Raw genomic sequence first — 12,461 nt, 5'->3', positions numbered from 1 at the left:
GATCAATCGAAGAACGAATCCACGAACTTATGGCGACCGAGCAGGAATGCGTCGGCCACATGCGTGAGCGGTGCAAGGTCGACGTCGGAGGTTCTGGCCTTGATGATCTCTGCGAAGCGTTCGTAGAGGGCAGGGTATTCGCGCTCCGGTTCGGACAGTTTCTGCTCGCCAGCGATGGAGAGCTTCGCGCCGCCTTCTGACAGAACCATCTGACCAGCTTCGGTTTCAGCCACGATATCCCAGCTCTGCTTGCCCGTCTGGCGCCAGTCGAATTCGGCATGCACAGGCATCTGCGTCACATCGGAGAACTGGATGTCGGCTGCAATCGGTGCATCGCGGTTCTCAGGGAATTCCAGCGTGGCCTTGGTCACGAACAGTGCGCGCGGCAGGATGTGGGTGATGATCGACAGCGCGTTGATGCCGGGATCAAACACGCCGAGACCACCTGCCTGCCAGATCCATTCCTGGTTCGGGTGCCAGTGGCGCACGTCTTCTTTCCAGATGACGTGAACGCTGTTGATCCTGGTGGAGGCGAGGAAGCTTTTTGCAGCTTCGACAGCAGGCGCGTAACGAGAATGCCAGCTAGCAAACAGCGAAAGTTCCTTGGAATCGGCCAGACGAACCAGATCCTGCACTTCAGATAGCGTCGCACCGGGTGGCTTTTCCAGGAAGACGTGCTTGCCCGCATTCAGCGCGGCGTATGCTGCGGTGTAGCGGTATTGCGGCGGCATGCAGAGCGACACGGCCTGCACGTCCGGAACGGCTTCAAGCAGCGCTTCGATGGTGCCGTAGGATGGCACGCCATCAACGGTACCATGGCGGCTGGCGGTGGCAATCAGATCGAAATCCGGATTGGCGGCGATGGCTGGAAGGTGCTGGTCGCGAACGATTTTGCCGACGCCGACAATGGCGAGCTTGGTAGCTGACATGAAAGAAAACCCGTCTGAATGTTTCACTCGAATAATAGTACTTTATCGAGTTCTATCAGAAACATCGGCATCGGCAAGGCCGGGGCAGCCGCCTTTGCGTTTTCCTTTTCATCAGTCCAGCGAGGCGACGAGCAATGGTTTGTGCGCCGGTTTTTTGTAGATGAGATGGACGACCTTATAGCCTTCCGCTCGCAACTGCGTCAGCAAGGCGGGCAGCATGGCGGCGGTGCGCCTGTGGATATCGTGCATCAGGATGATGCCGCTGCCGCGATGGCGAAGAGCGGCAACGGTGCGCGAGGCGACGACGGCTGGGGAATCCTTGAAATAGTCTTTCGAATCGATCTGCACATCCATGATGACCATGCCACGATCCGAAATCATGTTGCGCAAGCGGCCGGTGTCGGCGAGGTAGGGAAAGCGGAAGAAAGAGGCATCGGTGTCTGTCGCCTTGGCAACGGCTTTTGATCCCTTGGATACCTCTGCTAGCGCGCGATCAAACGACATGGCTCTGAGATTAGGGTGGCTGAAGGTGTGGCTGCCGACGCTGTGACCGTCAGCAACGACTTTTCTGGCGATTTCGGGATGCGCCTGCGCCATCTGCCCGACCATCAGGAACGTGGCCTTGACGCCGAATTCATCCAGCGTCGCCAGAATGCTTTCCGTCCTGCCAGGAACCGGGCCGTCATCGAAGCTGAGCACGACTTCCTTGTTGGCGAGCGCGATGTCCTTCAGGGATGATACCATGATATCGCGACCGGCAAGTCCCCTGGGGTTGCGCGGATGCATCCATGCCGTTGGCGAAAGCGCAACGGCATCGCCGCTGACCGATGGCGCAGTAGGCATGGTCGCAGCAAATGCGGTTTTCAGGGAGCCTTCAGGCTGTGGTTTTCCGGCGCAACCGGTGAGGCATGCCGCAACGAGTGAAGCGGCAGAAAGGTGGCGGAAAACCATGGTGATTCTCGGAAAATGCAGGAATGAAACTGCCGAGAATTTCTACGATTATGGTTAATGGCTGGTTACTGTGGCGTTACGAAAACTAGGCTTCGATAGCGAGGCGGAAGGACTAACCCGCCATCGCCTCTTCATATTCGCTGGAAAGTGTCAGCCAGTGCTCTTCCGCGTCGGCCAGCTTGGCAGCGGCCTCACCACGTTCCTTCACCTTCAGCGCCGCCTTGGCGGGCGCTTTTTCGTAAAGGGTGGGATCGCCGAGTTCCTTGTCCAGTGCCTGAATCAATTTCTCAAGCTTTGCCGTCAAGGATTCGACTTCGTTGATCTTTTTGCGAAGCGGAGCCAGCGAGGCGCGCTTTTCGGCATTCGCCTTGCGCTGGTCCGCTTTTGAAGCGCCATCTATGACGACTTCAATTTTTTCGTCTTTTTTTTTACCCGAGGAGACAATGAGGTCGCGGTACTCATCCATATCGCCTTCGAATGTCGTCACAGTGCCGTTGTTGACGAGCCAGAGGCGGTCGACGGTTGCTTCGATCAGGTGGCGATCATGCGAGATGAGGATGACGGCGCCGTTATAGTCGTTCAATGCTTCGATCAAGGCGCGACGGCTATCGATGTCCAGATGGTTGGTCGGTTCGTCGAGGATCAGCAGGTTCGGCGCGTGGAATGCAGCCAGACCCATTAGCAGGCGTGCCTTCTCACCACCGGACAAGTCCTTGGCAGGCGTCGCCATCTTTTCCGTCGCCAGACCCATCTGCGCCACGCGAGCGCGGACCTTGGCTTCCGGTGCCTGCGGCATCAGCTTGCGCACATGCTCGACCGGATTGTCTTCCGGCACGAGGTCATCAAGCTGGTGCTGGGCGAAGAAGCCAATTTTCAACGATGGTGCCAGCCGCAGATCGCCGCTTTCAGGCGCAAGACGGCCCGAGATGAATTTGGCGAAGGTGGACTTACCGTTACCGTTGGAGCCCAGCAGCGCAATGCGGTCATCATTGTCGATGCGCAGATTGAGACCCTTGAGGATCGGATTGCCCGGCTCGTAGCCGACAGCGCCGCCATTGATGGCGACGATAGGCGAGGCAGGCTGCTTTTCCGGTTCCGGGAAGGTGATCGGCTGGACGTGATCCTCGATGACCGACGAAACAGTCCCCATGCGCTCCAGTGCCTTCACGCGGCTTTGCGCCTGCTTGGCCTTGGAAGCCTTGGCCTTGAAGCGGTCGATGAAGCTTTGCAGATGCTTGCGGGCCGCGTCGTTCTTGACCTTGGCCTTGGTCTGCAACTCGTCGGCTTCGGCCTTCTGGCGCTCGAACTGGTCGTAGCCGCCGCGATAGAAGGTCAGCTTCTTCTGGTCAAGATGCACGATGGCGTTGACGGCGTTGTTCAGCAGATCGCGGTCATGGCTGATGATGATGACGGTGTAGGGATAGCGGCGGATGTAGTCTTCCAGCCACAAGGTGCCTTCAAGGTCGAGATAGTTGGTTGGTTCGTCCAGCAGCAAAAGGTCCGGTTCTGCGAACAGAACGGACGCCAGCGCCACGCGCATGCGCCAGCCGCCCGAGAAGGACGAGGCAGGGCGAAGCTGGGCGTCCTGATCGAAGCCGAGACCGGCCAGAATGCTGGACGCGCGTGCTTCGGCGGAATGCGCGTCGATATCGACCAGACGCATCTGAATATCGGCAATGCGGCCCGGATCGGTTGCCGTCTCGGATTCGAGCATCAGCGCGGCACGTTCCTTGTCGGCAGCCAACACGATGTCGATCAGGCTTTCCTCCGTGGCCGGTGCTTCCTGCGCCACCTGTCCCATGCGGGCATTCTTGGGAATGAAGACCTCGCCGGTCTCCGCGCCAAGGTCGCCGGTGATGATGCGGAAAAGGGTGGATTTGCCTGCGCCGTTGCGGCCAACAAGGCCGGCCTTCGTGCCCGCGGGAAGCGAGACACTGGCGTGATCAAGGAGCAAGCGCCCGGCAATACGGGCGGAAACGTCTGAAATGGTAATCATGGCGCCGTTTTGGCCGAACTCATGTCTGAACGCAAGAGCGCGAAAGCCACAGCTTCAACGGTTTATGCGCCGATCTGCATCAGGTAGCTGTCGCGGGAACGTTGCGCCACTTCCCGACCATAGGGAATGACGCAATTGCGCGCGCCGCCGCGGGCTGCAAGAAGCGCAAGCTCGGCATGGCCGTAAAACTCCGCAGCACTCACTGTGCCTTCGGACGCAGCGACGCCCATTGAAACAGTCAGATGTTCGCCATCGCCTTCCTTGGTGGCGAACCGCAAATTCTCAACGGTGTGGCGCAACCGCTCTGCGATGCTCTGTGCCGTGTTTTGAGATACGTTGGAAAACAGGAAAGCGAAGTCGTTGCCGCCGATACGTGCCGCAAAGTCATCCTTCTTGATCGACGTGCGGAAAAGGGCTGCCAGGCGCCGCAACGCCTTGTTGCCAGCCGCAGAGCCGTATTTCTCGTTGATATCTCTGAAACGGTCGACATTCACCAGCACGAGGCAGACGGAGGCGTCGGTTTCATTCTGGAAAACCTCGGTCAGCTTTGCCAGAAACGCGGCGCGGTTGGGCAATGCAGTGAGGGCGTCTTTCAGAGATGCTGTCTGAAGCCTGCGGGCACTGTTTTCCTGCTCGCGGATTTTTTCCAGGCCCTGGCGCACGAAATTGTGGAGGCTTGCCTGCTCGTGATGAATATCCGCAAGCAGTTCTGCAAGATATTCCTCGGTCGTGTCTGATGCGGGACGCTCGGAGATAGAGGCAAGCAGCGCATCGGACCGTTCGAGGGAAGCGGAAAGCCGTGTCGATATCTGGTCGATCGTGTTTGTCGCTTCTGTCGCCGCATGGGCCGCGGCCATGCGTGAAAAGCTCGGCAGGTTATGCTTCTGGCCGATCATATCGATGTCATGCTGTTGTGGCGAATTGCCGAGCTCCAGAATATCGCGTCCCATGGCGGTATTGTGTCCGGCAAGAACTTCGAAGAAGAGTTCATAATTGCGCGGCAGCGGCGCAAGGTTCATCTTGGTGATGAACTGCGTAACCTTGGTGACGATGATGCCGCTTTTGTTATTGACGGGTAGTGTCATGTCCCACATCTCCACACACATGACCTGCCGTTGTCCGACGGCACCATAAGCTCATCGACATCTATTGTGCACGACACTTTAAAATACCATAAATATGTTGCACCAATTGCTGGTGGTGCAGCCATGTGAAGGAGTGATGCCTCTCATCACTTTTCATCATTTGATTGTGGTGTGGTTCGCTGGTTTTATGGTGCTGCACATTCACTTATTGGAAGGATCGGCCATGACATCGAGAACCCTCTATTCGCTGTGCGGTAGTGACGACGCGCGTCCCTTTTCTCCCCATTGCTGGAAAACCGTTTTGTCACTGGCGCATAAGGGGTTGGAGTTCGAAGAACGTCCGCTGGCCTTCACGGCCATTCCAGGTGTGGAAAACGGGTTCTCCAAAACTGTGCCGGTTCTTCGCGATGGTGATCAACTGATAAAAGACAGCTTCGAAATCGCACTCTATCTGGATGAGGCCTACCCGGACGCGCCGACCCTTTTCAACGGGGAGGGTGGTAAAGCTCTCTCCCGCTTTGTTGAAAACTGGTCGCAGACGCAGCTGCACCCGGCCATCGTCAAAATTGCGGTGCTCGATATCCACGACATGCTGGATGAAACGGACCGGGCGTATTTCCGTGAAAGCCGCACGAAGGCGCTTGGGCGAACGCTGGAAGAGGTGATTGCCCATCGCGATGCGGAAATTGGCGCCTTTCCAGCGAAGCTGGAGCCGATCCGCCGCATGTTGAACATCCAGCCGTTTATCGGTGGGGACAGCCCTTTGTTCGCCGATTATATCGTGTTTGGTGCCTTGCAATGGGCGCGCATTACCGCTGGCGTCGATCTATTTGGCCAGAAAGACCCTGTTCGTGGCTGGTTTGACCGCTGCCTCGACCTGCATGGCGCACGGGGGCGCAGTGTGACAGCGGCATGAAATGTGCCGCCCCTGTGGGCAAATCCGGGCATCCCCCTTGTTTTCAGGCCTACGGGCGGTTAAACACCGCCCACTTTCTTTCAAGGACAAGGATACGGACACATGGCGATTGAACGCACATTTTCGATGATCAAGCCGGACGCAACCAAGCGTAATCTGACTGGCGCCATCACCAAGGTATTTGAAGACAACGGCCTGCGCGTCATCGCGTCCAAGCGCGTCTGGATGAGCAAGCGCGAAGCCGAAGGCTTCTACGCCGTTCACAAGGAACGTCCTTTCTTCGGCGAACTGGTTGAAGGCATGACATCCGGCCCGACCATCGTTCAGGTTCTGGAAGGCGAAAACGCAATCCTGAAAAACCGCGAAATCATGGGCGCAACAAACCCGGCCAACGCCGACGAAGGCACGATCCGCAAGCAGTTCGCTCTTTCGATTGGTGACAACTCGGTTCACGGTTCTGACGCCCCTGAAACCGCAGCTCAGGAAATCGCCTACTGGTTCGCAGAAACCGAAATCGTCGGCTGATTCAATCTGGCAGGAAGCGGAATCGCCATCTCAGGCATACGCTTCAACTGATTGAGATCATTCAAAAAAGCCCGCAGATACGACCTCTTTATTGAGGTAACGATCTGCGGGCTTTTGCTTTTTGGTGGGCTTTTGTGAAGAGATTAACCGTCGGTGCCGCGCTGCTGGGTGATTGTCATGGCGAAGACACCGTTGCCGACGCTCCAGTCCGAATAGTCGTTTTCGTGCATGAAAATGAAGACATCTTTCGGAGATACGGATGCGTTTGCTTCCAGATTTCTAGTGATAGCCGCATACAGCGCACGCTTCATGGCATCGCTTCGTCCTCTACGCAGGGTGATCTCAACGACGATCACGTTCTCGGAACGCGCAATGCCATTGAAGCTGCGGTCGAAGAAAAACTCGCCATCGCGGTACTCGCTGACCAGATTGAACAACTCATCCTGGGGCATGCCGATACCTTCGACCAGCGCGTCATGAATGCTTCTGACGATATCCCGCTTACGTGATGGCTCGATTCCTGTTGGTACCGCTGTTCTGACAAATGGCATGTTCGTTTCCCTTATGAGTGATGCGAGGAAATATCACATAGGAGAACAACGCTATATTGACGTTATAGCCGATTCAATGTGAGTTAAACTCACATGAAAAATCGCAAGAACTTACCTGTGGCAGCGCTGCGTGCCTTTGAAGCTGCTGCACGTCACGGGCGGTTGACTGCCGCGGCTGAGGAACTGTCTGTCACGCACGGAGCGATCAGCCGACATGTCAGCCAGCTGGAAATGCTCATCGGTACGGAGCTTTTCGAGGGGCCAAGAAACCGACCGAAGCTGACCGCCGAAGGTCGAGTGTTCGGCTTTGCGCTGACGGCGGCGTTCGATCAGATGGAGGATGCGCTGCGTATCGTCGGGCGCGGCGATGACAGTATTCTAGATGTTGCCTGCCTCAGCACATTTGCCATGCGCTGGCTCATTCCGCGCCTTCACGATTTCACAGCGAAATATCCTCGCTATGATGTTCGTCTGGCAACCGACGATCGCCTGCCGCGAACCCAGATTGACGTTCAGATCTTGGTTTTAGCACCGAATATTGCGCTGCCGGAAAACTGCTCGCCTCTGTTTCAGGAGCAGCTCGGGCTCATTATCGCCCCGAAATTGCGAATGATAGGGCAAGCGGCGTCCATCCCGACGGTGCAATGCTGCCTCGATTGGAGACGAGAACGCGCCCGCATGTATGGAAAGAGTGGGCTCGGCTGACCGGCGAAGAAGAGCATGGCACTGTCGCAAGAACGAGAATTTTCGATCACTATCACCTGACCATTGAGGCGGTCCTCAACGGTTTGGGTGCGGCGATCGTGCCATGGCATCTGGTCACCGGAGACATTGAATGTGGTCGCCTGGTCGCGCCTTATGGCTTCTTGCAGAGCGAATATCGATATGTCGTGAAGGTTGAGCGCCCTGGACGGCGCAAGGCGGAGCACTTTATCGGATGGCTAAGAGACGCAATTGCTGAGTTTCCCGCGCCGCCTTAAAGCCACTTGTCCTTTGCCGTATCGTCAGCATCCTTGGCGGCAATCCAGTCACCCGCCGTGCCGTCCTTGGCATGTTCTTTTTTCCAGAACGGAGCGGCGGTCTTGAGGTAGTCCATGACGAAATTTGCCCCATCGAAAGCGGCCTGGCGATGGCGGGAGGCGGCGATGACGAGGACGATGTTTTCGCCGGTGTCTATGCGGCCATGCCGGTGGATTGCGGTGAGGCCGAGAAGCTGGAAGCGCTCGATGGCGAGTTTGGCGATGCGTAGCATTTCCGCTTCCGCCATGCCGGGATAATGCTCCAGTTCCAGTGCCGAAAGCGCGCCGCCATCATCACGGCAAAGGCCGGTGAAGGTTACGACTGCGCCGATGTTCTTGTCTGTCTGTGTGAGCAACCGTGCTTCTGCCGCCGCATCGAAATCCTCGACCTGGACGCGGATGGTAGGCTCGACAGTCACCGGTCAACCACCCGTCATGGGCGGGAAAATGCCGATTTCACGCGCGCCGACGATGCTCTCATCATGGTCGATGTGTTCCTGATTGACTGCAACGCGGATTACATCGGGAAATTCAAACGCTGCCTCGTACTCTTCGCCAAGCGTAGTGAGATAGGTGATCAATTCACGCGCCGTGGTGACCTCTGCTGGCAGATCGATATCGTCCTCGGATTTTCCGATCCGCTCACGCACCCATGCGAAGTAGACGATGTGAACCATCAATCGGCATCCACGATGTGCTTGAGGCCAGCCTTGAAATAATCGTAACCGGTGTAGATCGTCAGCGCTGCTGCAAGCCAGAGCAGGCCAATGCCAATTTCAGTCGTGTAGGGCAGAACCTGATCTCCCGCAGGACCCGCCAGCAGAAAGGCGATGGCGACCATCTGGATGGTGGTTTTCCACTTGGCGATCTGTGTGACCGGGACGGAAACCTTCAGCGCCGCCAGATATTCCCGCAGACCGGACACCAGAATTTCACGGCAAAGAATGGTAATCGCCGCCCAGAGAGACCAGCCTGCGATAGTGCCGTCTGCCGCCAGGAGCAACAGAATCGATGCGATCAGCAGTTTGTCTGCGATAGGGTCCAGCATACGTCCGATATTCGACGTCTGGTTCCAGATGCGTGCGAGATAGCCATCGAGAAAATCGGTAAGCGACGCAATGACGAACAGCCATAGAGCCGTCCAGCGCGCAAAATCCGAACTTTCCAGCTTTCCTTCGATGAAGAAACACAAAACGATGACCGGGACCGCCAGAATGCGGCCATAGGTCAGGAGATTGGGGATGTTGTACGCGCGCGAAGCCATGGGGAACCTGTCAGTCTGTATAGAACGTTGATGCAGCCCTGAGAGGCAAGCGTCAACACCCTATTATGTTTTTTTGCGGGTGTTGCCCGAAAGCGCGGGCATCAGTCTTTGCTGCTCTCGTGGAAGTGATTGTAAACCATTCGCGCCACCGTCTCGGAAATGCCGCCAACGGCCATGAGGTCACTCAATGCCGCACGAGATACTGCTTTCGCCGTTCCAAAATGTTGCAGCAGCGCCCGTTTGCGACCGGGGCCGATGCCGGCGATTTCATCCAGCGGGTTTTTGATCATTTCCTTCTTGCGGCGGGCGCGGTGGGAGCCGATGGCGAAACGGTGCGCTTCATCGCGCATGCGCTGGAGGAAATAGAGAACAGGGTCGCGGGGCGGCAGCGAAAAATCGCTGCGGGTATCGGTAAAGAAGCGTTCGCGACCGGCATCTCGGTCCACGCCTTTCGCCACGCCGATGGCCGTGACGCAGTCACGAATATCGAGCTCGTCCAGGATTTTGCGCACCGCCGACATCTGGCCTTGGCCACCATCGATGAGGATGACGTCCGGCCAGGCAGGGAAGGGCATGTCGGCTGCATCTTCCGGCGAAACGCTCTTGTTGCGATCCGGTTTTCCTTCTTCTTTCAACAGCCGTGAAAAGCGTCGCGTCATCACTTCGCGCATCATGCCGAAGTCGTCGCCGGGCGTGATGTCGGTCGATTTGATGTTGAACTTGCGATAGTGCGCTTTGGTAAAGCCATCCGGCCCCGCCACGACCATGCCGCCTACGGCGTTCGTACCCATGATGTGGGAGTTGTCGTAAATCTCGATGCGGCGCGGCACATAGGGCAGGGCGAAGGTCTCGGCAAAACCTTTCAGCAGTCGGGCCTGTGAAGAGGTTTCAGCCAGCTTGCGGCCATGCGCCTCGCGGGCATTGGCCAGAACATGGTCGGCTACGTCCTTCTTCTCTCCACGCTGTGGCACGGAGATGGTGACCTTGTGGTTCGCCTTTTCGCTCAAGGCTGCCGCCAGCAATTCCTGCTCATCAACCGTTTCTGACAGCAGGATTTGTTTCGGCACCGGCTTGTCATCGTAAAACTGGGCCAGGAAGGCGTTGAGAATTTCAGAGCCGGGTAGGGAGGGATCTGCCTTTGGGAAATAGGCGCGATTGCCCCAGTTCTGGCCGGTGCGGAAAAAGAACACCTGAATGCAGGACACGCCGCCCTCATGGTGGATAGCGAAAACATCCGCCTCCTCGATGCCAGAGGGATTGATGCCCTGATGGCTTTGCACATGCGAAAGCGCAGCCAGGCGGTCGCGGTAGATGGCTGCGCGTTCGAAATCGAGGTCTTCGGACGCTTCATTCATCTGGGACGCGATTGTGGCCTTCACGCTCTGGCTTTTGCCGGAAAGGAAGTCCTTCGCCTCTTTTACCAGCTCGGCATAGCCCTCATCACTGACCTCATGGGTGCAGGGTGCGGAACAGCGCTTGATCTGGTGAAGAAGACAGGGGCGAGTGCGGCTTTCGAACACGCTGTCGGTACAGGTGCGGATGAGGAAGGCGCGTTGTAGCGAATTGATCGTCCTGCCAACGGCACCGGCAGATGCGAACGGGCCGAAATAATCGCCCTTGCGCGCCCGCGCGCCGCGATGCTTGAAAATGGCAGGAGCGCGGTTATCAGCAGTGATCAGAATGTAGGGGAAGGATTTATCGTCGCGCAGCAGAACATTGTAGCGTGGGCGCAGACGCTTGATGAGGTTTGCTTCCAGCAGCAAAGCTTCGGTTTCCGTGCGGGTCGTCACGAATTCCATATGGGTCGTCAGCCGCACCATCTGGCCGATGCGGTTGGAATGGAAACGTCCTTGCGCATAATTGCCGACGCGCTTCTTCAAGGAGCGCGCCTTGCCGACATACATCACGTCGCCGGCCTCATTGAACATGCGGTAGACGCCGGGGCTGTTGGGCAGGTGTTTGACGAACTCGCCGATGAGATCCATGCCCTTCAGGCCGGATTCGTTTTTCCAGCCCGCATTCCAGTCCATGGCAGCAGCCGAATATTCCCCTGCTGCCTCGCCGGTGGAGGGGGCTACATCGTCTTCATCATCGTCGTTGTCATCGAAGAGAACACCGCCATCGGGCAGCTTCTTTCCGTTCATTCAGGTATCTCCGCCACATCCGGGGTTTCCCAGCCAAGGTGCTGGCCACCGTCGAGTGTGATCATCTGGCCGGTCATCGACGGCGTGTCATATAAAAAGCGAATGGTCCGACCGAACTCATCCGGTTGCGGGCCACGCTTTAATATAAGGGCGTCGATCTGCGCCTGAAAGTGCTTAGGCTCCTGTCTTTCACTTTTAAACGACGGGCCGGGGCCGATGGCGTTGACCCGCACCCGCGGCGCGAAGCTCTGCGCCATGGTTTTCGTGGCCGTCCACATGGCTGATTTCGACAGCGTGTAGGAATAGAAACGGGGCGTAAGCGCCAGAACGCGCTGATCGATGATGTTGACGATGAGGCCCGACGCATCCTTCGGCAATTGCCGCACCAACGCGGCTCCGAGAATCGAGGGTGCACGGACATGAACGGCAAAATGCGCGTCGAAGGCCGAGGAATCGAACTCATCAGCACTGTCATGACGGAACACGGATGCGTTATTGACGAGGATTCCAATGGGTCCAAGCGCAGAATTTGCGCTTTCCATCAATTTTTCCGTCGAGTCCGAATTTTCGAGGTCGGCCTGTACGACGGCCGCTTTTCCACCTTTTTGCCTTATTGTGTTAGCGAGTGCTTCAGCTTCAGCCAGAGAAGAGCGTGCATGCAGGGCTATCGCAAAGCCTTCCGCAGCAAGATACTCCGCTATCGCGCGACCCATGCGGCGCGCGGCCCCGGTAATCAATACGGTTTTCGGTATAATCTCTTTCAAAGCTAATCTACGCCCTGCTTATGCCTCTGGTAACGAGGGATATAGGTCCAAAGGTTGAGTTTTGCACAGCACGAGGGGTGATTATACAGAATTATCCAGACGCGATGCGTTCGAAGTAATTTAATTTAAATACATGTAAAAAACCGCTCTTCTTAAGTTAACCGTTCATTATCCTTAATAGATTTTTGTGTCATTTTAGCAACGTCCCATTTCTGTCACGTCGCTGCCCCAATCAATTCACATTTTGGCTGTGTGATCTCCTCAATCACCCATCATTTTGATCATCAGTCGGGCAAGGGAACAAACTGTTTTACACC

At 56.7% G+C, this 12,461-nt stretch carries 14 protein-coding genes; 4 read left to right on the top strand and 10 right to left on the bottom strand.

Translation table 11 applies throughout. The features are described 5' to 3' along the window. Positions 1-2 precede the first annotated feature (2 nt). The 4 genes from ATO67_RS02740 to ATO67_RS02725 form a co-directional block, all read right to left on the bottom strand. Entirely contained in the window at positions 3-929 is a 927-nt protein-coding gene (locus tag ATO67_RS02740) for a Gfo/Idh/MocA family protein (RefSeq protein ID WP_067643887.1), read from the bottom strand. Positions 930-1,040: 111 nt separating this feature from the next. Continuing rightward, positions 1,041-1,880 carry a polysaccharide deacetylase family protein gene (locus ATO67_RS02735; protein WP_067643884.1) on the bottom strand — a complete coding sequence of 280 codons (840 nt, stop codon included), beginning with the start codon at positions 1,878-1,880 and terminating at the stop codon, positions 1,041-1,043. Positions 1,881-1,992: 112 nt separating this feature from the next. Beyond that, positions 1,993-3,876, bottom strand: a complete 1,884-nt coding sequence (locus ATO67_RS02730) for an ABC-F family ATP-binding cassette domain-containing protein (protein ID WP_067643881.1) — start codon at positions 3,874-3,876, stop codon at positions 1,993-1,995. A gap of 62 nt (positions 3,877-3,938) precedes the next feature. Continuing rightward, a complete protein-coding gene (locus tag ATO67_RS02725; protein WP_067643878.1) occupies positions 3,939-4,961 on the bottom strand; it encodes a GGDEF domain-containing protein in 1,023 nt (340 codons plus the stop codon). Between the two features lie 223 nt (positions 4,962-5,184). On the opposite strand from ATO67_RS02725, the gene ATO67_RS02720 reads away from it, so the two are divergent. Both ATO67_RS02720 and ndk read left to right on the top strand, forming a co-directional pair. Then, positions 5,185-5,877: a glutathione S-transferase family protein gene (locus ATO67_RS02720; RefSeq protein ID WP_067644263.1), complete on the top strand. Its 693-nt coding sequence runs from the start codon at positions 5,185-5,187 to the stop codon at positions 5,875-5,877. Between the two features lie 102 nt (positions 5,878-5,979). Continuing rightward, positions 5,980-6,402, top strand: coding sequence for a nucleoside-diphosphate kinase (ndk, locus tag ATO67_RS02715; protein ID WP_067643876.1), 423 nt, complete (start codon positions 5,980-5,982; stop codon positions 6,400-6,402). A 143-nt stretch (positions 6,403-6,545) separates the two neighbouring features. Here the strand turns inward: ndk and ATO67_RS02710 are convergent, their stop codons facing one another. Next, entirely contained in the window at positions 6,546-6,953 is a 408-nt protein-coding gene (locus ATO67_RS02710) for a tautomerase family protein (RefSeq protein ID WP_067643874.1), read from the bottom strand. A 93-nt stretch (positions 6,954-7,046) separates the two neighbouring features. Here ATO67_RS02710 and ATO67_RS02705 point away from each other — a divergent pair, with 93 nt between their 5' ends. Further along, positions 7,047-7,658 carry a LysR family transcriptional regulator gene (locus tag ATO67_RS02705; RefSeq protein ID WP_082760121.1) on the top strand — a complete coding sequence of 204 codons (612 nt, stop codon included), beginning with the start codon at positions 7,047-7,049 and terminating at the stop codon, positions 7,656-7,658. Beyond that, positions 7,598-7,933 carry a LysR substrate-binding domain-containing protein gene (locus ATO67_RS23835; RefSeq protein ID WP_082760120.1) on the top strand — a complete coding sequence of 112 codons (336 nt, stop codon included), beginning with the start codon at positions 7,598-7,600 and terminating at the stop codon, positions 7,931-7,933. The genes ATO67_RS02705 and ATO67_RS23835 overlap by 61 nt, the downstream gene beginning before the upstream one ends. Here the strand turns inward: ATO67_RS23835 and ATO67_RS02700 are convergent. The 5 genes from ATO67_RS02700 to ATO67_RS02680 all read right to left on the bottom strand — a co-directional run bounded on the left by ATO67_RS02700 (position 7,930) and on the right by ATO67_RS02680 (position 12,144). Then, the gene (locus ATO67_RS02700; RefSeq protein ID WP_067643868.1) at positions 7,930-8,391 is read right to left on the bottom strand and encodes a molybdenum cofactor biosynthesis protein MoaE; all 462 of its coding nucleotides are present in this window, start codon (positions 8,389-8,391) and stop codon (positions 7,930-7,932) included. The two genes, ATO67_RS23835 and ATO67_RS02700, sit on opposite strands and share 4 nt — an antisense overlap. A 3-nt stretch (positions 8,392-8,394) precedes the next feature. Then, positions 8,395-8,649, bottom strand: coding sequence for a molybdopterin converting factor subunit 1 (gene moaD, locus ATO67_RS02695; protein ID WP_067643865.1), 255 nt, complete (start codon positions 8,647-8,649; stop codon positions 8,395-8,397). Next, complete coding sequence (gene pgsA / locus ATO67_RS02690; protein WP_067643863.1) at positions 8,649-9,236, bottom strand: CDP-diacylglycerol--glycerol-3-phosphate 3-phosphatidyltransferase; 588 nt, start codon at positions 9,234-9,236, stop codon at positions 8,649-8,651. The genes moaD and pgsA overlap by 1 nt, the downstream gene beginning before the upstream one ends. Before the next feature lie 101 nt (positions 9,237-9,337). Further along, positions 9,338-11,380 (bottom strand): excinuclease ABC subunit UvrC, encoded by a 2,043-nt coding sequence (uvrC, locus tag ATO67_RS02685; RefSeq protein WP_067643860.1) that lies wholly within the window; start codon positions 11,378-11,380, stop codon positions 9,338-9,340. Beyond that, positions 11,377-12,144 carry an SDR family oxidoreductase gene (locus ATO67_RS02680; protein ID WP_067643857.1) on the bottom strand — a complete coding sequence of 256 codons (768 nt, stop codon included), beginning with the start codon at positions 12,142-12,144 and terminating at the stop codon, positions 11,377-11,379. The genes uvrC and ATO67_RS02680 overlap by 4 nt, the downstream gene beginning before the upstream one ends. Positions 12,145-12,461 lie beyond the last annotated feature (317 nt).

The organism is Agrobacterium bohemicum, from assembly GCF_001562555.1.
GTDB classification, from domain to species: Bacteria; Pseudomonadota; Alphaproteobacteria; order Rhizobiales; family Rhizobiaceae; genus Agrobacterium; species Agrobacterium bohemicum.
This window is presented reverse-complemented; position numbering and strand designations above follow the sequence as displayed.